The organism is Paenibacillus odorifer (genome assembly GCF_000758725.1).
GTDB lineage: Bacteria > Bacillota > Bacilli > Paenibacillales > Paenibacillaceae > Paenibacillus_AQ > Paenibacillus_AQ odorifer.
The window spans coordinates 1729361-1754541 of the sequence record NZ_CP009428.1 but is presented as its reverse complement, the minus strand read 5'-3'; the positions used below and the strand labels follow the sequence as shown (position 1 = coordinate 1754541).

General features: G+C 45.0%; 25 protein-coding genes. 5 read left to right on the top strand and 20 right to left on the bottom strand.

Annotation, left to right across the window (positions count from 1 at the left end; translation table 11 throughout):
• The first annotated feature begins 27 nt into the window (after nt 1–27).
• Entirely contained in the window at nt 28–798 is a 771-nt protein-coding gene (locus PODO_RS07480; RefSeq protein WP_036675683.1) for a DeoR/GlpR family DNA-binding transcription regulator, read from the top strand.
• A gap of 41 nt (nt 799–839) precedes the next feature.
• On the opposite strand, the gene PODO_RS07475 is transcribed toward PODO_RS07480, so the two are convergent.
• Nucleotides 840–1547 carry an SGNH/GDSL hydrolase family protein gene (locus PODO_RS07475; RefSeq protein ID WP_051490864.1) on the bottom strand — a complete coding sequence of 236 codons (708 nt, stop codon included), beginning with the start codon at nt 1545–1547 and terminating at the stop codon, nt 840–842.
• A 66-nt stretch (nt 1548–1613) separates the two neighbouring features.
• Between PODO_RS07475 and PODO_RS07470 the strand changes: the two genes are divergently transcribed.
• Nucleotides 1614–2588, top strand: a complete 975-nt coding sequence (locus PODO_RS07470; protein ID WP_036675684.1) for an aldo/keto reductase family protein — start codon at nt 1614–1616, stop codon at nt 2586–2588.
• Between the two features lie 82 nt (nt 2589–2670).
• Here the strand turns inward: PODO_RS07470 and PODO_RS07465 are convergent, their stop codons facing one another.
• The gene (locus PODO_RS07465; protein ID WP_038569474.1) at nt 2671–5346 is read right to left on the bottom strand and encodes a YhgE/Pip domain-containing protein; all 2676 of its coding nucleotides are present in this window, start codon (nt 5344–5346) and stop codon (nt 2671–2673) included.
• 236 nt (nt 5347–5582) lie between these two features.
• Between PODO_RS07465 and PODO_RS07460 the strand changes: the two genes are divergently transcribed.
• Nucleotides 5583–6110, top strand: a complete 528-nt coding sequence (locus tag PODO_RS07460; protein WP_038569473.1) for a hypothetical protein — start codon at nt 5583–5585, stop codon at nt 6108–6110.
• Between the two features lie 80 nt (nt 6111–6190).
• Here the strand turns inward: PODO_RS07460 and PODO_RS07455 are convergent, their stop codons facing one another.
• From PODO_RS07455 to PODO_RS07440, 5 genes are read right to left on the bottom strand one after another with little or no spacing between them, the layout of a single operon-like run.
• Nucleotides 6191–7156 carry a glycoside hydrolase family 43 protein gene (locus PODO_RS07455; protein WP_036675689.1) on the bottom strand — a complete coding sequence of 322 codons (966 nt, stop codon included), beginning with the start codon at nt 7154–7156 and terminating at the stop codon, nt 6191–6193.
• 12 nt (nt 7157–7168) lie between these two features.
• Complete coding sequence (locus tag PODO_RS07450) at nt 7169–8446, bottom strand: glycoside hydrolase family 27 protein (protein ID WP_038574245.1); 1278 nt, start codon at nt 8444–8446, stop codon at nt 7169–7171.
• A gap of 31 nt (nt 8447–8477) precedes the next feature.
• Entirely contained in the window at nt 8478–8750 is a 273-nt protein-coding gene (locus PODO_RS31830; RefSeq protein ID WP_076106144.1) for a DUF6171 family protein, read from the bottom strand.
• A 4-nt stretch (nt 8751–8754) separates the two neighbouring features.
• On the bottom strand, nt 8755–10230 hold the full coding sequence (locus tag PODO_RS07445; RefSeq protein WP_051490865.1) for an alpha-N-arabinofuranosidase: 1476 nt from the start codon (nt 10228–10230) through the stop codon (nt 8755–8757).
• Entirely contained in the window at nt 10227–11597 is a 1371-nt protein-coding gene (locus tag PODO_RS07440; RefSeq protein WP_038569471.1) for an arabinan endo-1,5-alpha-L-arabinosidase, read from the bottom strand. The genes PODO_RS07445 and PODO_RS07440 overlap by 4 nt, the downstream gene beginning before the upstream one ends.
• Before the next feature lie 376 nt (nt 11598–11973).
• On the opposite strand from PODO_RS07440, the gene PODO_RS07435 reads away from it, so the two are divergent.
• Nucleotides 11974–12930 carry an ArsR/SmtB family transcription factor gene (locus PODO_RS07435; RefSeq protein ID WP_036675692.1) on the top strand — a complete coding sequence of 319 codons (957 nt, stop codon included), beginning with the start codon at nt 11974–11976 and terminating at the stop codon, nt 12928–12930.
• Nucleotides 12931–13063: 133 nt separating this feature from the next.
• The gene (locus tag PODO_RS07430; RefSeq protein WP_036675694.1) at nt 13064–13222 is read left to right on the top strand and encodes a hypothetical protein; all 159 of its coding nucleotides are present in this window, start codon (nt 13064–13066) and stop codon (nt 13220–13222) included.
• A gap of 737 nt (nt 13223–13959) precedes the next feature.
• Here PODO_RS07430 and PODO_RS07425 read toward each other — a convergent pair.
• From PODO_RS07425 to spoVAE, 13 genes are all read right to left on the bottom strand, one after another.
• Nucleotides 13960–14730 (bottom strand): class I SAM-dependent DNA methyltransferase, encoded by a 771-nt coding sequence (locus PODO_RS07425; RefSeq protein ID WP_038569469.1) that lies wholly within the window; start codon nt 14728–14730, stop codon nt 13960–13962.
• Nucleotides 14731–14786: 56 nt separating this feature from the next.
• Nucleotides 14787–15710, bottom strand: coding sequence for a CvfB family protein (locus PODO_RS07420; RefSeq protein WP_036675697.1), 924 nt, complete (start codon nt 15708–15710; stop codon nt 14787–14789).
• Nucleotides 15707–16054 (bottom strand): ribosome silencing factor, encoded by a 348-nt coding sequence (rsfS, locus tag PODO_RS07415; protein WP_036675699.1) that lies wholly within the window; start codon nt 16052–16054, stop codon nt 15707–15709. The genes PODO_RS07420 and rsfS overlap by 4 nt, the downstream gene beginning before the upstream one ends.
• Nucleotides 16051–16629: a bis(5'-nucleosyl)-tetraphosphatase (symmetrical) YqeK gene (gene yqeK, locus PODO_RS07410; RefSeq protein WP_036675700.1), complete on the bottom strand. Its 579-nt coding sequence runs from the start codon at nt 16627–16629 to the stop codon at nt 16051–16053. The genes rsfS and yqeK overlap by 4 nt, the downstream gene beginning before the upstream one ends.
• Nucleotides 16601–17203 carry a nicotinate-nucleotide adenylyltransferase gene (locus PODO_RS07405; RefSeq protein WP_036675702.1) on the bottom strand — a complete coding sequence of 201 codons (603 nt, stop codon included), beginning with the start codon at nt 17201–17203 and terminating at the stop codon, nt 16601–16603. The genes yqeK and PODO_RS07405 overlap by 29 nt, the downstream gene beginning before the upstream one ends.
• Before the next feature lie 36 nt (nt 17204–17239).
• Nucleotides 17240–17533: a ribosome assembly RNA-binding protein YhbY gene (gene yhbY / locus PODO_RS07400; protein WP_036675703.1), complete on the bottom strand. Its 294-nt coding sequence runs from the start codon at nt 17531–17533 to the stop codon at nt 17240–17242.
• A gap of 67 nt (nt 17534–17600) precedes the next feature.
• Nucleotides 17601–18473, bottom strand: a complete 873-nt coding sequence (gene aroE, locus PODO_RS07395; protein WP_036675705.1) for a shikimate dehydrogenase — start codon at nt 18471–18473, stop codon at nt 17601–17603.
• Nucleotides 18474–18490: 17 nt separating this feature from the next.
• Nucleotides 18491–19618, bottom strand: a complete 1128-nt coding sequence (yqeH, locus tag PODO_RS07390; RefSeq protein WP_036675707.1) for a ribosome biogenesis GTPase YqeH — start codon at nt 19616–19618, stop codon at nt 18491–18493.
• 2 nt (nt 19619–19620) lie between these two features.
• Nucleotides 19621–20142: a YqeG family HAD IIIA-type phosphatase gene (locus PODO_RS07385; RefSeq protein ID WP_036675921.1), complete on the bottom strand. Its 522-nt coding sequence runs from the start codon at nt 20140–20142 to the stop codon at nt 19621–19623.
• A gap of 87 nt (nt 20143–20229) precedes the next feature.
• Nucleotides 20230–22470: a transglutaminase domain-containing protein gene (locus PODO_RS07380; protein WP_038569467.1), complete on the bottom strand. Its 2241-nt coding sequence runs from the start codon at nt 22468–22470 to the stop codon at nt 20230–20232.
• 1 nt (nt 22471) lies between these two features.
• Complete coding sequence (locus PODO_RS07375) at nt 22472–23716, bottom strand: DUF58 domain-containing protein (RefSeq protein ID WP_038569466.1); 1245 nt, start codon at nt 23714–23716, stop codon at nt 22472–22474.
• Nucleotide 23717: 1 nt separating this feature from the next.
• Nucleotides 23718–24674 (bottom strand): AAA family ATPase, encoded by a 957-nt coding sequence (locus tag PODO_RS07370; protein ID WP_038569465.1) that lies wholly within the window; start codon nt 24672–24674, stop codon nt 23718–23720.
• 155 nt (nt 24675–24829) lie between these two features.
• Nucleotides 24830–25180 (bottom strand): stage V sporulation protein AE, encoded by a 351-nt coding sequence (spoVAE, locus tag PODO_RS07365; RefSeq protein ID WP_036675923.1) that lies wholly within the window; start codon nt 25178–25180, stop codon nt 24830–24832.
• Between the last annotated feature and the right edge of the window lies 1 nt (nt 25181).

The window sequence follows — 25181 nt, the reverse complement described above, 5'->3', positions numbered from 1 at the left end:
GATTTATATATAAAGGTGAGTGAACGAATGAAAGCATTTGAACGACGGGATCTAATTATTAAAGAGCTTTACAGACAGAAGAAGGTCCATGTCGCAGAGCTAGCGCAAAAATTCAACGTCTCGGAAGAGACCATTCGGCGGGATCTAGATAAACTGGACAAAGAAGGTCTTGCCAAAAAAAATTATGGTGGAGCCATTCTCAACGCCCATACCAATGAAGATCCTTCCTATACCAGCAGGCATCAGGTCAATATTGAAGCGAAGCGAATCATAGCCGATAATGTACTGCAATTAATCAATGATGGAGACAGCTTGGTGACGGATACGAGCTCAACGGTGTTTGAAGCCTTGCGTAGAATTATTGAGGAGAAAAACAATCTGACAATTATTACGAACTCTCTGGTGGTATTATCTGAATTTCAACACTCCGGTCAAAAGCTGATTTCCACAGGTGGAATTTTAGGCCCCGAGACCAGCTCCTTTGTTGGAAATACCGCTTCACAGACAATTCGAAAATATAATGTGGATGTAGCCATATTCAGCTGTAAAGCATTGTCCATGACAGGCGGTCTAAGTGATTCAAATGAAGAAGAAAGCGAACTGAAGGTGCTTATGCAGCAGCAGGCGAATAAAGTGGTTCTGCTCGTAGATCACTCCAAATTTGACCGGACCGCGTTCATTAAGTTGTTCAGCTTTGATAGAGTGGATTATATCGTTACAGATCAGAAGCCTTCTGAGGAATGGATCGATTTCTTAAATAATTACCATGTATCTCTTATCTATGCGCCCGCTGAGTGATCAGTAGGTGCATAGATAAAGAGAGGTAATGACTTTATAACTTAATTGTTTAAAAGACCACTTTCCAAAACGACCTTCAGCCATTCCCCAGCAATCAGATCATGCCCGGCAGTCGTCGGGTGAACGCCGTCCCACAGCCAATAGGCTGCCTCTGCTCTCTCTGCAGCTGCGTTGAAAGCATCCTGTAGAGGTACATAAACTGTATCAAATTGCTCAGACAGCTGCTTAACCACTCCCTGATAATGTGTAATCTTCGCTTCCCATTCTGTCCACTGTTCAGCTGGAGCTCCGGTATTTAAAATAAAAGGCTCACATAAAACCAGCTTCGTATGTGGCAGAACTTCACGTGTTTCTTCAAGTACGTGACGGTAAGCGCGTTCAAAACGGTCCGTAACTCCACTTGGTTCCCCTTTCATCATTCTCCAAATATCGTTTACCCCAATCAATATACTAATGATGTCAGGCTGCAAGCTAATTGCATCTTCATTCCAGCGTGCATATAAATCGGAGATTCGATCTCCACTCACTCCGCGGTTATAGAATACCAGATTTTCTTCTGCCCGCTCATTCCCTAGCTTGCCTCCGATGATATACGCATAGCTATGTCCAAGAATATGATTCGGGTCTTCATCACGACCTCGATTCCCATCCGTAATGGAGTCACCCTGAAATAAGATCACTTTTGATTTTTTAGTAGCTGGATTAGTCATTGAATCTTTCATCTCCTTGATTACTAGTATATTAATCATTCAACTTGAATGTCTCCTATAATACAAGTAAAGTTATCATATAGAATACAAGGAGGAAAGAGAAAAATGAAATATAGAAGACTAGGCAATTCAGGGCTCAAAATCAGTGAGATCGGACTAGGCAGTTGGCTTACATATGGAACCGCAGCAGAGCAAAAGGCAGCCGATGCTTGTATAAGCAAAGCTTTTGAATGCGGTATCAATTTCTTTGATACGGCTAATGCATATAACCGTGGCGAAGGCGAAAAAGCGATGGGTGCTGCTCTACGTTCCTATGAAAGATCATCTTATGTGCTAAGCACAAAGGTCTTTTTCCCCATGGGAGACGATGTTAATAACCGTGGCTTGTCCCGCAAGCACATTATGGAGCAATGTGAGGCCAGCCTCCGCCGCTTAGGCACTGATTATATTGATGTATATTATTGTCATCGCTTCGATACAGAGACCCCTGTAGAGGAGACTCTACGCGCACTGGATGATCTCACAGCTCAAGGCAAGATTCTCTACTCCGCTGTTAGCGAATGGAGCGCAGCCCAAATCTCTAATGCTGCTGGTATCAGCCGCAGACTGAATCTGCGTCCACTGATCTCCAATCAACCCATCTATAATATGTTCGAACGTTATATTGAAGACGAGGTCCTTGAAGTATCCCAGCGTGAGGGGCTGGGCCAAGTGGTCTTCTCTCCACTGGCGCAAGGAATTCTGACTGGCAAATATAAACCGGGACAACAACCTCCAGCAGGAACCCGTGCTGCGGATAATTCAGTTAATGGTGTAATCTCCAGCTACCTCCGTGATGATGTGTTGTCTGTGGTTGGACAGCTGGTTGAACTCGCTCACAGTTTAGACCTGAAGCTGTCGCAATTGGCATTGGCTTGGATCCTGCGCCAGCCTGGTGTAAGTTCAGCATTAATTGGTGCCAGTAAGCCAGAACAAGTTGCAGAAAACGCCAAAGCTGTAGATGCGGTACTCTCCGCTGATACTTTACAGCAGATCGAGGAGATTCTTAAGCCAGTAGCTGATTTTGCTCCTGCAAGATAACCTATTGCAAACTTGCCATATAGTACACAAAAGAGGTTGTGCCAAAAGCCATCACCATGGCTTAGGCACATCCTCTTTTTCTTTAAGAAATCAATTTAGACTCTTCGGCTTGTTCAGAAGCCTTATGGATAAAAGGCTCCAGTGGTTTCTTGAGGAGTAATGCCAGCAAGAGTGCCAGCACACCGAAGATAATCAGATAGATCACATCACGAATCGCCACTTCTGGCAGAATTCCCCCAACCGCCTCCCGCATCAGACTAATTGCATAGGTAAACGGCATATACGGATTTAATATTTGAAAAAAACGCCCTGTCGTACTAATCGGAAATGTACCGCCGGAGCTAGAGAATTGAAGCACCATGAACACGATCGCTATTCCTTTTCCCAGGTTGCCAAATACAGCGACAAGCGTAAATACAATGGTTACGAACACGATGCTGATTAACACTCCAAAAAGTACAAACCACACCTTATTCACCACATAACAGTGCAGAATAAAAATGTTGCCAAGGACAGCCACCAGCCCCTGAAGAATTCCCACCGTAAGGAAGGTCAGCAGGCGGCCAAAATACAATTGATATCTTTTGTACGTTAGCCCACCCGTATCCACACCTGTGCGGAGAAGGGAGACAAGCAGTGTGCCTCCGACCCATAAGGAAAGTACCACATAAAAAGGAGTCATTGCCGAGCCATAATTCGGAATGGGATATAACTTATTCTCTTTTAACACTACCGGATTGGCCAAAAAATCACTTTTGCTCTTAATATCTCCTCCGAGCAGTTGTGCAATCTCCCCCAGATCAATCTCCTCTTTAATTTGGCGGATCGTGGAAGCGGCTTTTCGAATCGAGTCTTCCAGTACTGGAAGATCATTTCTCACCAAATCTGCGGCAAGCGCCACTCCTTTATCCGCACGGGGGAGTCCTGTACGAATCAACTCCGAGACCTGATGAACCCGCTCTTCTACAGTAGGCAGATCCTGACGCACGAAGTTCGCAGCTTGCTGTATCTTTTCCCCTGCAGTAGGCAAGCTACTCTCCAATAGCGGAAGTGTATCTCGGATGAAGGCACCAAAGCCCTGGGTCTGATCGGCAACCCCACTGGCTGCTGTGTGGACCGCTTCGCGTATAGCTGGCAAATCCTGCTGCAGACTAGCTAAGCTTGTCTGCCCAAACTCAATCGCCGACACTGTCTCTTCCAGCAGGGTACCCAGCGCGGGTAAGCGATCTGGCACCTGCTGCAATGCGGTGGCTGTGACATCTGCCGCCGAAGTTATTTGCTCCAGTGTATTTTTTATGGCAGGGATTGTCGAGGAATCATACCCTGAGATAAGCTTCGCAATCGCCAGCTTCCCAAGACCTGACTTTAGGAACAATTCGTTAATTGCACTGGAATCAGCGTCTTCCTTATTCTGAAGGTCAGCCGTCATAGCATTTACCAAAGACTTCTGACTGTTCAAAACACTGTCCACACCTTTCAATGCCGCAATCTCAGCAATAGACACTGTTTCAGGCGAAAATGTGTTCAATGCATTTAACATAGAAAGTGTGTGTTCAATCACGCTGCTTCCTGCAGCCAACTGTGCTGAGAGTACCTCCAGCTGCTCACGTACAGCTTGCGGCTCGTTATCCTCTCCCTTTAACTGTTCAGCAAGCTTGACCACTGAGTTCTCCGTTTGCTGTAGGAGATTAAGATTCTGTTTGATAGCTGCTGGAACAGCTTCAAATGCAGCACTGCTCTTCTCCAAAAATTGTTGAAGTTCCAGAACAAAATCATTTCCGGCAGTGGCAATCTTTTCTGCCTCAGGCAGTGCTGTTAAGGCAGCATTAACGATTTTATGCGCTTTCGTAAGACCTTGCGAGGCCTGAGCCATGATCTGTTCAACTTCACCATAATGGTTATCAAGTTGAACGATTAGCTGTGCCGCTTCTTCAATCTTGGGCAGCTTGTCCTGTAGCCCCCCTAAATGATCTAAGGTACTCGCGATTTGCGGCCAATGCTCAGCAATTTTCTCTAAAGCCTCACCCGCTTTTTCCACCTCTGGCAGCTTATTCTCCAATGTGGAAATACGCTCTGCTGAAGCATGAATCTGCGGCCAATTTTCCTGAATTTTCAATACACGTTTACCTGCGGTTTCAATTTCTGGCAGACTCGCCTCTAATTTGAACAATCCTTTTTCTACCTTGCGTATAATGGGCAATTCAGATTGAAATTCCTTATCGATTTGACTTAAAACAGTAAATACCGTCTCACTAATCGTTTCCGTGAAATTCTCACTGATCTGTGTGGTGATTGAAGTGGCGCCCTTATCCGTGATTTTAGGAGCAATCGCATTTATTTTCTCATTGACGGTATATTCGATTTCTGGTTTCACAATCGTTCCATCAAGAATTCCAGTCATTCGTTTGGAGAAATTAGCAGGGATAACAATACTGGCATAGTAGTCTCCGCGTTTGACACCATTATGTGCAGTCTCTGCATCTACAAAGGTCCAGCCCAGGTTTTTATTGCTCCGAAGACTTTCCATGACCTCATTCCCGATATTAAAATCCTTCTCCTGTACCTTAGTACCTTCATCTAAGCTGGTAACTGCAATTTTAATGCCAGAAGTATTGCTATAAGGATCCCATACTGACGCAACGTTCACCCAATCATACACGGAGGGCAATACCACCAAAGCGGCAACCAGCAATACGGCCACAGGAACTCTGAATAAGTTACGCCAATCGTTCCTATAAATCCGTAGTATTCCGCCCATTCGCTGCTCCCCCTAATCTGCATGTTTTGATATTTTAATATGCCCGAGGAGATAAGCTTTTACTATTCATTTTAGGGAACTCGTGACTTCTCATTGCTTTTTAAAAAAACTTTTAAAAAAATGCAACAAAAACTGCTCATTTCACGTAAAGAGTAATATATAACCCGTTTAAGAAAAAACGGAGCGGGTAATAAGTTTTATACAACGTCTTACATATCTCAAGGGGGAGATTAATAATGTTTAAGAAAAAGTCAGCGTATGTGTTACCGGTTGTTGTTCTGTTGTTTCTTTCCCTCATTACTTCTGCAAGTACCGTTGGAACACGGGTAGATGCGCAAGATAGTGACAAGACCCAGCATCAAACAGTTTACTTTCATACTATTGAATCCGACCATGGCAAGCTCTCCGGTACGACCGATGAAATAAACTGGTATCAGGGTGCTGATGCCGATCGAATCTTTGCTGAAAGAGATCCAGAAGCTGCAGCAGAAATCGGCGGAGCTCCAGACAGTTATTATATTGTAAATGATGTTGATACTCTAACAACTTATCCGATAGCGGATAACGCCACAGTGACGATGCAAATTTTTGATCACACTGGCAACATGGAAGACTTGGATATCAACTGGAATGAGTCCATCACCTTACAGCAATTTATGGATCAATTTAATAATACGGATGTCATCGACTTGAGCCAGTTCCCGTATCACATCACCATTCAGGACGGCGTAATTACTTCGATCGTTCAACAATATATACCTTAAGGTGCAACATAAGAAAGAGGGTTACTCAGCAGCCATCTACATGGCTTATGAGTAACCCTCTTTTTTATATACTCAACGAATTATTGTTTAGCAGCATCCTTAACGGGAACCCCAAAATTCGGCGTACCATCTTCATTCCAATGGAAGACTTGAGCACGAGTATGACGGTTCGGATCATACAGCGGATCGCCAGTAATTTCTTTATAATTGCGGCAGTGGTAGATGAGTACATCTTCCCCATTTTCATTTACAGTAAAACTGTTATGACCTGGACCATATTGTCCATTCTCTTCGTGGGTCTGGAATACCGGTTCCGGCAGTTTGGTCCATGAAGCGGCGTCCAGCAGATCGCTGTCTTCATCCGCAACCAAAAGTCCCATGCAGTAATTGAAATCCGTAGCGCTAGCCGAGAAGCTGATAAAGATACGGCCGTTACGTTTAAGCACTGCAGCTCCTTCGTTTACCTTGTACCCAATAATTTCCCAGTCATATTCAGGAGTAGCAATCATCGTCTGAGGACCAGTTAGCGTCCATGGATTACTCATTTCAGAAATATACAGATTAGAATTTCCCTCAATATTCAGGTCCTTCTGTGCCCATACATAATACAATTTTCCTTTGTGCTGGAAGGTGGTTGCATCCAAAGCGAAGGATTCCCAAGCGGTTTTCACCTGGCCTTTTTCTACCCATGTTCCTTCTAAAGGATTGGCAGATTCATTCTCAAGAGCAAACATACGGTGATCGAATAATCCATCCTTCGTCTCCGTAGTACGCGCCGCTGCGAAATAAATGTACCATTTCCCGTCAATATAATGGAGCTCTGGTGCCCAAATGTTTGCACTAAGCGGACCCGTCTCATATTTACGCCAAGCTACAGCCGGTTCTGCAGCAGCCAATCCCTCGATTGTTGTTGCTCTCCGCACTTCGATCCGGTCGTATTCTGGGACAGAAGCAATAAAGTAGTAATAACCATCTGTATGTTTATATACCCATGGATCAGCACGCTGCTCCACCAATGGATTTTTATATTCTACACTCGTATTCATAATCTCTCTCCTCTATTTAAACTTTAACAATACAGAACCATGCTGTGGAAGAGTTTGAGAAATACCTTCGTTAACTACTTCCAAATCGCGGCTCTGCCATAGATCACGTATAGTACTAGGAATTGAAACATTAAGCTGCTCGAATGATACCTGAAGCGTTAATGTTTCATCGCTAAGATTAAACAAAGCTACATAATGGTTACCTTGTTCATCCTCAGATGTCCAGATCGCATGCTCCTCATTTAGCGCTACCTGTCTGCCGCCTTTACCATAACGATGCAGATGAAGCACTTCCTTATTGGTCAATAAAGATAATGTCCAATCATCATTGTCCCGAAGTTCTCCTCCAAACATTAACGGGGAGCGGAAAATACTCCAAAGTGTCATCATGGTGACCTGCTCGTCATGAGTAAACCGCGTGAACCGGTCTCCCCCGCCATCTACAGAACGAATGCCCAGATGACCTAACGGCAGCATGTCACAATCCGGCCAATGGCCCGGCTGAACATAAGGAGCCCATTTCTCACAGCGCTCAAACATCCCGCGCAGCAGATGCCAATGATCCCAGTAATCATCGGTCATTCTCCAAAGGTTAGCGTGTCCGGCTAAGTGTTCATCCTCTTCCACTGGAGCAGGTCCAGGCGAAAGACTGAGCACCATCTCGCGACCACTGCGGTCAATAGCCTTACGGATCATAGCAACTTCTTCTTTGTGGTATCCATAAATGCGAGAAGCGGCAATATCATCCACTTTCACATAATCCACGCCCCAACTGGCATACAACTGGAACAGCGAGTCATAATACGCCTGACTGCCTTCTTTTGAAGCATCAACTCCATACATGTCCGTATTCCATGGACAAATAGAATTTGGGTGAGCCACATCGCGTGCGGTTTGCTCAGATCCTAGTATGGCACTGGCCGCATGAGCAGCCTGACGCGGAATTCCGCGCATAATGTGTATACCGAATTTCAAACCCAATCCATGCACATATTCAGCGAGTGGCGCAAACCCTTTGCCTCCCGCTGCGGAAGGAAACCGATTCTCAGCAGGTTGAAGTCTGGAGTACTCATCCATAACCAGTGGTACAAAGTTGCGATACTGCGAAGAATTCGCTCCAGGCTCATACCACTGAATATCCACAACTACATATTCCCAACCAAAGTCCTTCAAATGGGTAGCCATATATTCTGCGTTGCCTCTTACTTCTTCTTCATTTACACTGGCTCCGTAACAGTCCCAACTATTCCAGCCCATCGGGGGCGTAGCAGCTAGCAAATTTTGTTTGATGATTTTCACGTCCTTTTCAAAAACTTAGTATTCACTCCCAGCGAGGTGCCGAGGGATAAGGGCAAGTAGAGTCCTGTAATCTTGTTCTCACCTCTACGAGGCAGCCACAATAACGGCAAGTGCTACCAAATTGCAGGCCAGAGCAATCTCGGCAATGTTCAATACGCTGCAAATATTGCTCCTCCGGCGCTAAGGGTCTTTCTCTAGTGGCTATTTCTATTAAACGCTCCAGTTTTTCTGGGCTTATTCTCATGTTCTCATCACAGCTTTTGCAGCGACGGTTTTTTTCTTGATTCTCTGACATGATATTATTCCAGAGTCAAGACTACTACAGAAGCAGGTGGAAGCTCACAGCTCAGCTTTTCACCCGATAAAGATGCACCCTCAAAAGCTACTGGAGTAACTGTATCCGGTGCCTCAAACGTATTGTGCGCACCCAGCACGGAATGCGTTAAGATCTGACCTGTCACTTTGCTAAAGGTAACCTCTTCAATACCAATACTTAGCGATGCGCTGTCATTATGGCTCAAGTTACAGAGAGAAACATATACTTTGCCATTCGTATCGCGAGAAGCAGAAACGCTAATCTGTGGAATTGTTAGATCCCCAAACGTATAATCAGGGCTCTCAACAGTTACTTCAAGCAGTTCATTATCCTGATGCTCTTTGTACATTTCAAATACATGATAGGTAGGCGTTAGAATCATCTTGTCGCCCTCCGTCAGGATAAGAGCCTGCAGTACATTGACCACTTGAGCCAAATTCGCCATTTGCACACGACTGCTATGCTTTTGGAAAATATTCAGCGTTACCCCTGCTACCAATGCATCCCTGAGTGTATTCTGCTGATACAGGAACCCTGGATTCGTACCAGGTTCACTTAAGAACCAGGTTCCCCACTCATCTATAATCATTCCAACCCGCTTATCCGGATCATATTTATCCATTACCGCTGAATGTTTGGTAATCAGTTCATCCATATGCAAGGTTTTTTGCATAGTCTCAAACCATTCGGCTTCGTCAAAACCTAAAGCGTAACGTTTCTCTTCCCAGCTTCCAGGAATCGTATACGAATGAAGACTGAGACCATCCATAAACCGTCCAGCTTCGCGCATTAGCACTTCTGTCCAATTATAATCATCAACGTTGGCGCCACCAGCGATTCTATAGATCTGATTTTCACCATAATTACGCACATATGTCTGGTAACGTCTGTACAAATCTGCATAATATTCTGGACGCATATTGCCGCCGCAGCCCCAGTTCTCATTACCTACACCAAAATACTTCAACTTCCACGGCTCTTCACGCCCATTTTCACGACGCCAGTCCGCCATCGGTGATTCGCCTTCAAAGGTCATATATTCAACCCACTCTGACATCTCCTGAACAGTGCCACTGCCAACATTCCCGCAGATATATGGTTCACAATCCAGCAACTCACATAATTCAAAAAATTCATGCGTCCCAAAATGATTATTCTCGACGACACCGCCCCAGTGCGTATTCACCATCCGCTTACGGGTTTCTTTTGGACCGACGCCATCCTTCCAATGATACTCATCGGCAAAACAGCCCCCCGGCCAACGAAGGACAGGAATATTAACTTTTTTGAGTGCTGCTAGGATGTCGTTGCGAAAGCCCTTGGTGTTCGGAATCGGCGAATCTTCCCCCACATAAATCCCATCATAGATACATCTGCCCAAATGCTCGGCAAAATGACCATATAGATACTTGCTAATCTTATTAATTCCTTTACCTGCATGTAGCTTGATAGTAGTCATCTATTCTCTTCTCCATTCTTTTGCTTACCCCAGATGGAAATTCCATTTTCATTTAATCCAGTAAATACAAGGGTCTGAGTTTCTTTCTCCCAATCCCATGACGGAAGCAATTGCACCTTCTCTATCCGGCCTTTACCCTCGACAACATCATTCCATACCAAGGTCAGAACTCTGCGTCCATCAAAAGACCAGCTTCCTTTTCCATTCGCACCTTCCAGCTTAAAGTCAGAGGATAGACTTATGAGGGCAGACTGAATCTGGCCATCCACTGAGGGGTCCATTACAATCCATTCCCACTGTCCTGCGATTAGCTGTTCTGGAATATCCTGTTCCACTTCACCCGCATACCGTTCTGGAGATACAACAGGCCAACCATCCTCTGTCCACAGAATTCGACGAACCTGTAAATAGGACCAATGTTTATCGATTTCACCACGTGCATGATGAACTATATAATAGCTGCCATCCTCATGAAGAACTGAGTTATGGCCGGGAGCAATCCAACCTGGATCTTGTCCAAAGCGATAGCCACCCAGTATTTTATTGCCGACCTCATATCGGGGTTGATGCGCACTATCACTCATATCTCGTCCGTTATAATCCACATATGGGCCGGTAATAGTATCTGCACGAGCGACACGAACGTTATAATCTTCGAACAGGGAGTCATAGGAGACGAACAAATAGTATTTTTTGAATTGCTCGTTATACACTATGTACGGTCCTTCAACTGCTCCATCTTTAATGGTATTATCCCGTTTAGCGATCAGCGTACCAAAACCTTCTTGCTTCGGTTTGCCCGTTTCCGCATTCAGCTCAATGATATGAATTCCACCAAAAAAAGAACCATACACCATCCACATCCGTCCATCTGCATCCGTAAGCACATTTGCATCAATCGCATTCAGTGAATCTTCAGCACGCGTCTGAATCACTACACCTTCGTCGGTCCAAGGTCCCTCAATAGAAGATGAAGTTTGAAGTCCGATTAGCGATTGTCTACTTCCGAAAGAGGAGGCCGAGTAATACATTCGGTACTGATCACCATATTTCACCACATCGGGTGCCCATAAATTAGTAGCCCCTGCCCATTCCTTCGCAACTTGGGGAATTCCCGGCAGCGCATAATGAACCCATTCCCAATGGATAAGATCCTGTGATTTCCGAACCATTACGCCTGGACGTAATTCTCCTCCAACTCTTATGTCGGTAGAAAAAACATAGTAACCCTCATCTGTTTTAATAATGCCTGGATCATGTGTGTTGTGAATCGTCCATAAAGACTCGATATCAATCACTGATAAATCATACATTGGCATGTTCCCCGGGGAACTTGGAAAGACAAGATCTGTTGTTTTTTTTACCATTCGATTATCACCTCAGAAATAGCAACAGCTTGAGTAGCAATAAATATTAAATTTAAAATGAAAAAATATGTATTCGCTTACAATATAAAATAACATATATAAAAAGCCTTGTAAATATATTTCTATAAATCTTTTCATATTTATATGAAATTAAACTCGAAATAAATGAATTATGGCGAAATAATCGTTTTTTTCTTTAGTTTAATCCTTTGTTTGTTTAAATTTTACTAAATTAAAAGAAAATCATGCCAAAAATCCCTCTTATATTTGACCATTCTACAAAATAAGGAAGTATACTTTATTTATATGCCTTATTAGTTTATAATTTTATAAAATAGTATAATTTATGACGTAATCGGAAGAAGGTATTGATAAAATGATCTATATTAAAGATTTAATGAGTGGATTAGAAATTTTCAAGGCACTAAGCTCAGAAATCAGAATCCTCATTTTAGAGCTCCTTGCCACCAATCAAGCCTTGAACCTGAATGAAATTGCCAAAAAACTGAACCTCAGCAACGGCGCCATTACCATGCATATTAAAAAGTTAGAAGAAAGCGGTCTCATTGAGATAAACACATCAGTGGGCAAACACGGTATTCAAAAGGTCTGCTATTTAAATAAGGACAAGCTTATTGTTGACCTTCGCAGCAAGGATGTTGATAATCTTTACGAAGTAGAAATTCAAGTAGGTCATTACAGCAACTATCAGGCTGTTCCAACTTGTGGACTGGCTACCAAAGATAGCATCATCGGGGATTTCGACGAGCCGCGTTATTTTGCAGATCCGCAGCGAATTGAATCCGAAATTATTTGGATGGCTGAAGGGTTCCTCGAATATAGAATTCCAAACTACCTTAAAGCCAACCAAACGTTCCGCGAAATTCAGTTCTCGATGGAGATCGGCTCTGAAGCTCCTGGGTCTAACGATAACTATCCGTCCGACCTTTATTTCTATTTAAATGGAATTGAAATCGGATTCTGGACTAGCCCTGGCGATTTCGGAGATACCCGGGGAACGTTTAACCCCGATTGGTGGCCTCCGCACCTAAACCAATACGGCATGCTGAAGCTGATCCGTATCAATAATGAAGGCAGCTTCATTGATGGCTGTCGGATTTCTGATGTGACCCTTGATGATATTCAATTGGATTACAAAAGTGAACTCACATTCCGTATCGCAGTAACCGACAAGCCTACAAACAAACGTGGACTCACGATTTACGGAAAACATTTCGGCAATTATAGCCAGGACCTACTGGCACGTGTGTTGTATGATGTACATGAAGTTGGAGAGGGCCTCCCTCGTAACGCTGTTATAATAGCAGAGTAACCAACCCTAATCTAAATAAAAAGACCCTAAATTCAGCTAACGCTGATTTAGGGTCTTTTTGAGCTTCGTATATTTTTTCGATATTGAACCATAATAACTTTGTCTCCCAAACCACCGAGAAGGAGTGTTTCGAATGCGTGAAGGTCTAATTCCCGCTGTTCTTGGAACCGTCGTAACCGCTTCTAGCGCCGCTTTTCTTGGAAGCAAGTATAAGATGGCAGCAACAGGCGTACTTGGATTTGGTCTGGCTCATGTCGTATTGGGTGCCATTGATCTGTTTGAGCATCGGTAAGGATTGGAAGATGCCGGGTGGTATGAACACTGCCCGGTTTATTTTGTATTTATTATGTTGGCGCAATTACAAGCTGCTCCAACGAATGAAGTCATAAAAACAGCGATTCTCCTGATATCGGAGAATCGCTGTTTATGTTTGGGTCGCTGGCTGGTTACTCCAACCTTGTCCCCATCATCTCACATGTATCTCACGTGGCTCACGGACCCAAATGACGTTATTTGCATATTTTTAGCCCTTGGAGCATGTTTTCGGACTCCAGTGACGCTATCCCTTGGAAAATGACCAATATTGGACGTTTTTCAAGCCAATAGCTGCAATGGAGTCCGATAGCACCCAAAATATTAGCAAATGCTGCGTATAAGGTCCGCTGGGTCCGATAGCTAGTACTAATACGGATATCTGATGGTAGTTGTGCATGTATGTGTGTTGGATAGTGAAAACCTACACGCATCCGAAAAGGGCGATGCATGAGCATTCGAGAGCGAGAACCTACACGCTTCCGCAAAACGGCAATATATGAGCTTTCGAGAGCGAGAACCCACACGCTCACGCCAGCGGTAATGCATGAGCATTCGATAGCGGAAACACACTTGTTTCCGGCAGCGTCAACCTAGGTGCTTCCAACAGCAGTATTCCACTCGCTTCCGCCAGCAATCAGCTAAGGTCAAAAAAGGGGCTGTCCCAGCAGCTATTTTCATAGCTTATGGGACAGCCCCTCTTAGCATTTTGAATATTTATTTTATAGCTACATAAAATAATCGTTCAGCATCATCTTCTGCCTCTACCCACTCGAAATCGGCATAGATCTTCACATCACTAAACCCAGCCTTAAGCAGCTCTTCCTTCATCCAGTTAGGATCGTAGGCACGCTGAATATGGGTCTCTTCGAATCGGCGATAGCGATCGCTGTGTCCGTCTTCACGGGCAAAAATGGACAGATGATGTTCAATTTCGCGGCGTGGAACATCCATCTCACAAGTCCAAATATAAGACACAGATGGCTCGTCCAGAATAAAGGGCTGTTCTTCTTCATAACGAATTAGTGTGTTTGGATGATGCACATCGAACAGAAAGGTTCCGCCTTGCTTTAACCCTGCATAGGTACTGGCAAAAACAGCGCTGATGTCATCCTCTTCCAACACATAATTCAGACAATCACAAAAGGAAATCACAGAATCCACCAGCTCCGGAAGCTCCCATTCCTTCATATTTTGTCTAATCCAACGAACACTGCCTTCACGCAAAAAGCGCCGTCCCTGGGGATGCTCCTCCATTTTGCGCTGTGCCACTGAGAGCATGTCAGAAGATAAATCGATTCCGGTCATATGGTATCCTGAACCCGCCAAAGGAATTGTAATACTCCCTGTACCACAGCCAAGCTCGGCTACAGTTAACGGCTTGCCGTATTTACTCCATGCGGCTTCAGCAAAGGATATCCAATCTGGATACGGCATATCTGCCATAAGCTCATCGTATACATAAGCAAATTTCCCATAGGAAGACACAATTACACCGCTTTCTATAACAACATTTTATAAATTACGTCTATTGAATCGTAAGCTTAATCCGTCGTTTCTTCTTGCCCTTCGGTTGTTCCTTCTTCATTATCTTTAGCAACAAGATAAGTCCAATTCTCTTTTTGAGTAATATGGCCTTCCTTCATCAGCTTCCCAAGTGCACGCTTGAAGGCGGATTTACTGATTCCGAACCGTTGTTTGATAATATCTGGCGGCGTAGCATCCGAATAAGGCATCGCTCCACCTGGACGAGCATTTAAGAACTCCAAAAGTGCGGCAGAATCTACATCCATCCCCACTTCTTTACGGAGACCCATAGAAAGGTTAACACGTCCATCCTCACGGATATGAGAGACACGTGCTTCAAACTGCTCACCAAGACGCAGCAGACGGCTCCGCTCAGATGAATGGACCATACCGATAATCCCAAAGCCTAGAACACCCGCATCCACAAGTACAAAAGTACCCATTTGCAGCGGCTTATACACTCGGGCTGTTACAGTCTGTCCCATCCAAGATTCAGGTGCAGGCAGAGCTAGTGGAGCAAGCTCCTGTTCTCCGGCCAGCTTGGCACGCAGACGCCCCTGTTTATCATGCTCCATGATCGCAAACACATAGTCTCCAACCTGCGGACGCAGCTCTGGAAGCTCTGGAAGCTCACGGATAGGCAGCAGCAGCTGACGTCCAAGACCCATCTCCAAAAAGCAGCCCAGACGCGGATGAATATCAGCCACTTCCAATAACGCCATCTCGCCCAGCGTCAAAAATGGTTTTTTCATCGTTGCCGCAAGACGGTCCTCGGTATCAAAGAAAATGAAAACTTCAACTTTATCACCGGCTTTTACCTTCTCTGTCAGCTCCGTATAATGCAGCATAACATCTTGGTCTCCAGCATTTAAAAAGAATCCGTATGGGGAAACTTCCCGCTCTACATGAAGTGTAACCGTAGTTCCTGCAATCAGGCTCATACAGTCTCCACAACCTTGGCATCGGACCACAGACGCTCGATATTGTAATATTCACGCTCATCGCGGTGGAATATATGAACGATAACATCGCCAAGATCCATCAGCACCCAGCGTGCTGAATCCATGCCTTCAATCCCTTTGATGACTCCGCCTGCTTCATGAACTACTTTACGGACTTCGGTAGCGATCGCCTGTACCTGAATATCCGAGTTACCGTGACATACGATAAAGTAATCACTGATTGGTGAAACATTACGTAGATCTAGTGCCACGACGTTCATTGCTTTTTTATCTTCAACAGCCTTAAGGGCCAGTTCTAACAGCTTGCTTGGTTGTACACTCATATTTTATCCTCCAATATTCTAACTAAATCATTACGCGCCAGTACCGTTAAGGGGAAAATCACCCGGCGTTTCTCCAGTAACAAACTAATCGTAGAATCGAACCCAGCGACTAATCCTTCTTCCAAACTTACTTGTGCCTTCTCGCGTATCTTATCAACCCCGGGAAAATCACGCCCAGGCTCGATGTAGTCAGCTAGGCAGACGATTTTTTCAAGTAAACTCATGTCTTCACGGCCTGAGGTATGGAAACGAATCGCATTGATAATATCAGGATCCGTAATCCCATAGTCTTTCTCAGCTACAAAGGCGCCTACTTCCGAATGCCACATCTGCTTGTCATACACCAGAAGATCCAAATTCAATTGATTTTGTTCAATGATCTCCTTCATTCGCTCAACCGGCCAATACTTGGCCACATCATGCAGAATCGCTGCTGTCTCTGCACGTTCAGGGTCAGCACCATATTGCTTCGCCAGTTGAATAGATGTCTCCATCACGCCGAGTGTATGCTTCCAGCGCTTATCAGGCATCTGTGTGGAGACCGCCTCAATCAGCGCTTCGCGGCCGTATGCCATACAATCCACTCCTTTGAACATAATCGAACACTGCCTCTGGAACCATATAACGAATAGATTTACCTGCTGCCGCCCGTTCTCTTAACATCGTTGACGAAATATCAACCAGTGGCATATCTGCAAGCAATACCTTTTTTGCTATAAAGTCTGGCAATGCATCTAGATCAAGAGGTGTTCCCGGACGACCCACACCAATAAATGTAAGCCGCTGCACCAGTTCTTCAATCTCGTTCCATTTCGGCAAATACTGGACCATATCCGCTCCAATGATGAAATAAAGATCGAAATGCGGATACTCCTCTTGCAGACGTCTTATGGTCTCATAGGTATAGGAGACGCCACCTCTGACAACTTCCCAATCTAATGTGCAAAAAGCTTCGTGATTCTTCACCGCTTCCTGCACCATTGCTAGCCGGTCTTCTCCAGATACACCTGCCTCATGTTTATGAGGCGGGATATGTGAAGGCATAAACCATACCTCTTGCAGACCATAAGTATCTCTTGCGGCTTCCGCTGCCATCATATGACCGATATGAAGAGGATCAAAGGTACCTCCCATAATTCCAACTTTCAAGAGGACGACCTCCTCGGTAAGGTATACTTACAGCTATTAACGCGGCAGCTCAATGGTTTTGTTATCACGTGATTCTTTGTATAGAACGACAGTCTTACCGATCACTTGCACAAGCTCAGAACCCGATTGTTCAGCCAGAGCAGCACCGATTTCCTTGGGATTCTCAATATTATTGCTCAGTATACTAATCTTCATAAGCTCGCGCTTCTCAATAGCTTCTTCAATATGGCGTACGAGGTGATCGTTTACTCCACCTTTGCCCACTTGAAAAATAGGATCGAGATGGTGCGCCAATGAACGAAGATACCGTGTTTGTTTACCAGTTAACATAAATGAATAACTCCTTAATTAACATATATTATTACCTATTATTACCCTAACTTAATGAATCCATTTCTTACTCATTTCCACCCAAACAATCCAGAATGGTCTGCCGCATGATTTCCGTAGGAGCAGGCTGCCCTGTCCAATACTCCAGAGCATAAGCTCCCTGATAGACAAACATACCAAGGCCTCCATGAATCGTGCAGCCCCGTTCGAGTCCTTCCAACAATAGCCGCGTGCGCAGCGGATTATAAATCAGATCGCTTACGACCATTCCTTCACGAAGCAGTCCAGGATCTATCGGTGTCTCATCCATATGAGGATACATACCTACGGAGGTAGTATTGATCAGCACGTCTACACCACTTAGCATTTCTGCTACTTCGTTCATGCTAATCCCGATGACATTCCCTTTGCTCCGGCACTGTGTCGCCAAGTCCTCTGCCTTCTCAGCGCTGCGATTAGCAATAATGATTGAAGAAGGTTTCTCTTGAAGTAGTGCGGCAACAATTCCTCTTGCTGCTCCACCGGCCCCGATAACCATAATCTTCGCACCAGACAAATCAGAAATAGCTTCCGCTTTGAGCGAACGCACATAACCGATTCCATCCGTATTATATCCGGTGAGCACTCCGTTATCATTAACAATCGTATTGACTGCACCAACGGCTACTGCACTCTCATCTAATACATCCAAATACTCCATCACCGCAACCTTATGCGGAATCGTCACATTCACTCCACGGAAACCAAGCGTACGGATCGCTTGCACCGCATCGCCCAGCTTCTCCGGGTGGATATGAAGCGGTACATAAGCACCCGGAATTCCCAGCGCTCGCAGCGCTGCTTCATGCATAATCGGAGATTTGGATTGTATAATAGGATCTCCCATTACACCGAGTAGAATATTACCGCTATTGTAGCCTTCGACTGCTGTTGTAGACAATAGATTATCCTCCCTCGTTAAATCATCGAAGGGCGGGTAAGCACCTTCACCCCACGCGGAACGTGAATGGCCACAACTGCACCTTCAGTTCCATTAACCTTAATCCAGCCCAGACCCGAAATGTACAGATCGGATCGGCTGCCCCGATTAATCCGGAACTCATGCCGCTGCCAAGGTGGCAGCTTGTCCATCCGGTCACTTCCCGGTGGAGACAGCATTTCACCGCGATGATCCTGATAGAGGGAATCTGCGCGTTCCAGCTTCGTGCGATGGATTTTTAAAGTACCACTAATAAAGCAAGTGAAGGATTGATGCGGGCCTTGTACGAAATCAAAACGTCCCAGTCCACCGAAGAAAAGAGTCTGTCCTTCGTTCAACTGATAGACTGTTGGCTTCAAAGGATTGGCAGGCATAACTGCATCCAGATCCTGACGCTCTACTAATTCACTATAACGCCAAGGATACACAATCCCTGGAGTATCTATAATGTAGTGGCCATCATCCAATGGAATTTTGACCGTATCGAGTGTTGTGCCAGGGTAACGTGAAGTCGTTAACTCCTGCTCCAAATCGCTATAGTCCGAAATCAGACGATTAATAAGTGTGGATTTGCCCACATTGGTAGCACCCACGACATATACGTCACGTTGGCCGCGCAACTCCGTTACGGCTTCCAGCAAACGGTCAAAACCTTGATTGCGTTTCGCACTGCAAAGTACGATTTCAGCCGTCCGCAAGCCTTCCTCTTTACAGCGCTGCTGCATCCAGTTACGCAACTTGTTCCAGTTTGTAACCTTAGGCAGCAAGTCACATTTATTCACTGCAAGAATAACAGGGTTATTGCCAACAAAGCGCTGCAGGCCGGAAATCAGACTGCCTTCGAAATCGAAGATATCGACAATATGAATAACAAGCGCATTCTTCTCGCCTACTCCACTCAGCAGGCGAAGAAATTCATCCTGATTCACCGAAACAGATGAAGCCTCATTATAATTTTTAATCCGGAAACAGCGTTGGCAAATCACCGGGTCCCGTTCAAGTGCAACCTCCGGAAGGTATCCTGGTTGATCCTTATGCTCCGTCTGAAGCTTGATGCCGCAACCGCTGCATTTCTCAGGACGCTGTGTTTCGCTTTGTTCGTTCATTACTATTTATCCTCCTCGTGCCACAATCCTTTTTTGCGAAGCCGTGTCAGAGCAACCCGCTCTACCCGGCGATTAAACCTTGTGCCGAACCCCTCGTCCTTGACGGAGATTGGCAGTACCAAAACAGTATACAGGCCAAGGCGATTGCCGCCGTATACATCAGTAAGCATTTGGTCTCCCACCACAATCGTTTGTTCAGGTGGCAGCTCCATCTGCTTCATCGCTTTGAGAAAAGGAGCATTACTCGGTTTACGAGCCTGGTGCACAAATTCAATATTAAGCGGTGTTGCAAAGCGTGACACCCGTTCCATGTTATTGTTAGATACGATGATGAGCTTAAAGCCCAGTTCCTTCACCTTTTCGAACCATAACAACAGCTCCGGAGTAGCCACAGGCGCTTTGGCACCGACCAGTGTGTTATCCAGATCCGTGATGATTCCGCGATATCCCTGTCTATACAGCTCGTCCAGAGCAATATCGAATACCGTATTCACCCGGAGTTTGGGAACTAACATTTCAAACAATACGTTCACCTCGATTTCATACAAAAAACTATAACATACTCCTTGCGCATCGCAAATAAATCTGTAGCTATACTTTCACGCAAAGTGTTATTTCTTGGATCTCATTTTTCTCCGCACCCACAAAGCTTCAGTATACACGCTCTGCCAGTCTTTGTCTTCAATAACCTCAGGGCTATATTTCGCCTTTTCGAACATTGTTAGTAGTGAGTATAGATGATCAGCCACTGCCGGCCGTTCTCCACTCCAGCGATCTACGGCTTCACGTAAAGTTTCGTGCTCTTCTTTTAGCATTCCCTTGCGATGCAAATACCTTACCCAACGCTCAGTTTCCGTCACTACTTTCTGATCTGGCGTTAAAGGCCGGCCATTGCGCAGCTGCTGCATGAAGAAGCGAAGCTTAAAGCGTCTATGCCAAACTATAAAAATCGTCCAGGACAGCAACACCGCTACAGCTGCCACAACAACCCAAAGACCTACATGAAACCCTTGATCTTCTTGTGCGTTATTCACAGGCGCTGGTGTAGGTTCTGCCTGTTCTTCTTGATCTTCTGACTCGACTTCAGGGGTTTGCTCATTCTGAGTTAAAAGCGGAATATTAAATCCAGGTGTAGCTTCAACTGGAATCCAACCATAATCACCAAAGTAAACCTCAGCCCAAGAGTGGGAATCCGCATTGGTAATTGTATAATTATTATTCACTGTGCCTGATTGCTGTTGTGCCGGATTCATTGGGATTTCTGGCTGTTCCCCAGGTGCGTACCCCTTAACCCATCGTGCAGGGATGTTCAGAGAGCGCGCCATAGTAACCAGTGCCGTAGAATAATAATCACAGTAACCTTCCTTTAACTCAAACAAAAACCCTTCTACAAAATCGTTGCTTGTGACACGTGATATATCTGGATTATTGGTATATGGAAAGGTTTGTTGTAAGTATTGTTGCAAAAGCGCTGTTTTTTCATACGGCGTTTTTCCTTCAGCCGTGATTTCCTCAGCCAGCTCCCTGACTCTTTTAGGAAAATCGTTAGGCAGTTGAAGAAACATTTTCTCCAAATCGTTCCCTTTATATAGCTCCTCATACGTCTTTGTTGTCAATTCTTGAACAGGAATTACAGGAACCTCAGACGTCACCTCAAAGGTAGACGGGTAAGCGAGTTTCTTCCCATCCACATCCCAGATCAGCTCGCTGTCTCGGCTTCTCCAGGAGAGTCCATCTCCAGCTTTTTCTCCATTTAAAGAATCCACCGAAGAAACTGAATAAGTGCCAAATAGTACGGGAAATTCATTATTATTAAGCACGGTTACTGTTTGTTTCAGTGTTCGTGTATTTACTTTAGAACCCACACTGCTCTCTAAAGCTTCACCTACATCCACCGCTTCTAGAGGTCCCCGATTTAACCGATCTCTATCGACCCAACCTCTTCCGGAATATAATCTGCGCGTTTCTCCCCGCATATAAATACGCAAATCAGAAACCACTGTCATCACCGGTGTATAATCGAAGGTAAAGCCGCCGCCTAGTTGATCATCATTCAGACTGTAACCTGACGAAGTATTGTTAGTAGGGGAGACAGAACCCATCTCAGATTTCGTGGTCCCAACTGTGCCCTTCCCAGAAGACTTCCCAATCCCATTCCATTCTTGCCAAGCGGTATAAGGATCGGTTAGGGTAGGCCTTACCCCAGGCATATTCACTCCAATTAGGATGACCAAAGAGAAGACGATGGCAATATTAATGACTATTTTCGTGGGATATTTCAGCAGATGCACCCAACCACGCGGATATTGAAGCTGGAAGCTTCTCAGATGCTGGCTGACCAGCCAGCCCATCCCCGCAAATACCGTCCAGGCTACTTCCTGCCACAAAACAATAGATGTAAAGGAATCCAAGGCAGCAAAAGCCACTATGTTAATTCCTATAAACCATAAAATACGTCTTTTTGAGGATGCCCACCAAGACGACAACAGCAGCAGGGCTGAGGCCCCGAGAGCAAACCAGATATAGGGCACCATATGAACTGCAATATCCTGCAGTCTGTCCGGGAGGGTTGTTGCCCAAGGATCAGCGACGTATATACCATAATTGATAAGTATACGATAAACGATATAAATAATAGCTGCCGCTTCAATAAAGAGCCTTATTTGAACTTTAACAGGAATTATGATTTCAATAACAGTGATCGTTATTAATGCAGCCCACACAACAGCAGTTGTCTGTCTTAACCAGATAGGCTCCGTATAAGAGACCCACTGGTGGGCTATAATCAAAAGCCACAATAGACCTAAAGAACGGTGCCAGGAGAATTTCATCTGATTCCACCAGTTTTTCATATCAGACTTCCCCTCCTAATACTATGGGAAGCTCTTGCAGTGAATTAATGCTGTAGCCTGTAATCCCCCGAGATCTTAGAACGTCTGTCCAATCTGTGCTGCTGTTCGTTTCTGATAAATTCCCTATATGAATGTGAGACGGAGTCATCCCTCTGCTGTCAGCCCAACGTAATGCATCCAGTACAGGTTGGCCACTTTGAGGACTAATTAGCACGAAGTATGAGCCTTTAGGGAACATACGATATCCTTTTTCCAAACGGGAAATGAGTGGACCATGCCCTTCGGCGTTAAGATCGATCAAATATTGAATCATTTTCTGACGCTCAGCAGCACCTTCAACAGGTGCAAATACCTTCGTGGTTTTATCCAAGCAGCAAAGACCGATCCCAATTCGCTCTCGAATGCCGAATCCAAGTAGTGAGGCTGCGACGGAGACTGCGAGTTCAAATTGATTCGAATTCATATAAGCAGAAGCAGAGCCGTCCAGAACTAGAATGGTTTTGGGAATCGACTCATGCTCGAACTCTTTGGACTTCCACGAGCCTGTCTTTGCCGTTGCATTCCAATGAATACGTGTTAAGCGGTCGCCATATACATAATCACGTACACCGTTAATTTGGGTAGTCTCACGACGGGATTGAACTACAGAGGTCTGTGGTCCAGAAAGACGGGATTTTCTTTCATATAACTGCCAGCGCGGAACATAGATTGCACGAGGCAACACCTGAAACTGTCCTTCAGCCAAAAAAGTACCTTTATGCTCGACAAGGCCGAAAATATCTTGGCTGATGATATCCGTATCTGAAAATGTATAAGTGCCCCGTTCCAGAACTGGTGTCTGAAACCGCAGTTCCCCAAGTCCTCTGAGGCTGGGAATCAGACTTTCCTCAAATACCCATGATTCGCCATTATGCCGTTTCAGAACTTCCCTTACAACTACATAAGGTAAAGGCAAAATCCCCGGGATTGTGACCTTCAGACCTACACGAAGATACCCACCGGCAGAGAGCAAATCTCCCTTATCCTGTTCGGCATAAAAACTGCGAACACCCTTAGCCCGCCGAACGCCTCCCAAACCTCCAGCAATCAGATATGCAATAAGTACAGAGACCATAATAAACAACATAAATGCAGTTTTGCCGCCCTGAAATAGTACATATAAGAGAGTAATACTCCAAATTACAAGGATGCTGGCGAATTTAGTAGGCTGAATGCGAGCTGCCACCGTAGACAAATAACGTCTCATATTATTGCCTCATCGTAACAGGCACATGAATGCTCTGCAGAAGCTTTTGAAGCAGTGAATCTACGCTAACATTATCTAGGCGCGACTCTGGACGCAGCAATATACGATGACCCAAGGCAAATGGAGTAAGCACCTTTACGTCATCTGGAAGCACATAATCTCTTCCCTGTAAGAAAGCATAAGCTTTACAAGCCAGCATAAACGATAACGAAGCTCGTGGACTTGCACCGAGCAATACAAGCGGATGCTCTCTTGTCTGGCGCACAATATCTAACAAATAATTCAGTACAGGATCACTCATATAAATCTCACGAATCTCCTCCTGAATACTAGCGATCTGCTCCATACTAGTGACGGCTGTAAGCCTGTCCACTGGTTGACCTTCTTGGTGGCTCAGCAATAGATTTTTTTCGGTTGCTGCATCAGGATAACCAAGACTAATTCTTAGCATAAACCGATCCAACTGAGCTTCCGGCAACGTGTAGGTTCCCTCAAAATCTATCGGATTCTGGGTGGCGCACAACATAAATGGATGCGGCAGCGGATAGGTCTCCCCATCTACGGTTACATTTCGTTCCTCCATCACTTCCAGAAGGGCGGATTGTGTCTTTGTGGTGGCTCGGTTAATTTCATCGGCCAGCAGGATATTCGTCATCACTGGACCTGGGCGGAAATGAAACATCTCGTCCCTCGGATGATACACAGATACACCGGTAATATCACTCGGAAGAATATCAGGATTACATTGTATCCGGCGATACTCTCCGGACATTGATCTGGAAAGTGCGCGAATAAGCTGGGTCTTTCCTGTTCCCGGTACATCCTCGATCAGAACATGACCACCGGCAAGCAGCGCTGTTAGCAGCAATTGTATTTCAAATGATTTTCCAAGTATGCAGGATTCTAGATTATTACGGACAGCATTCATGATGTGCATTGATTCTTGACGAACGGGCATATATGATCCTCCTAGGTCAGAATAAGCAGTAATATTTATATTTTACATGATTAGGGGACCCAAAGTACATTGTTGAAGCTTACGAAGTGTAAACAAACCAAAAACCCGCAGGACACAATGTCCCGCAGGTTCTAATCTAAAGCGCTAGAATCCCATTATCCTTTAGGCCGGACAACCAATGCAGCCAGGAAAGAGAACACAATCGCTGACGAAATCCCTGCGCTCGTGATATCAAAAATCCCTGTAACTACACCGATCCAGCCATCCCGTTCCAGCTCTGTCAATGCCCCATGGACCAAAGAGTTACCGAAGCTTGTGATTGGAATGGTTGCGCCTGCACCCGCAAATTTCACAAGTGGATCGTAGATGCCAAAAGCATCAGCAATCGCTCCGGCTACAACTAATGTACTCATCGTATGTGCAGGTGTCAGCTTCAATACATCAAACATCAGCTGGCCTATAACGCAAATGGCTCCTCCGATCAGAAAAGCCCATAAGTAAATCATC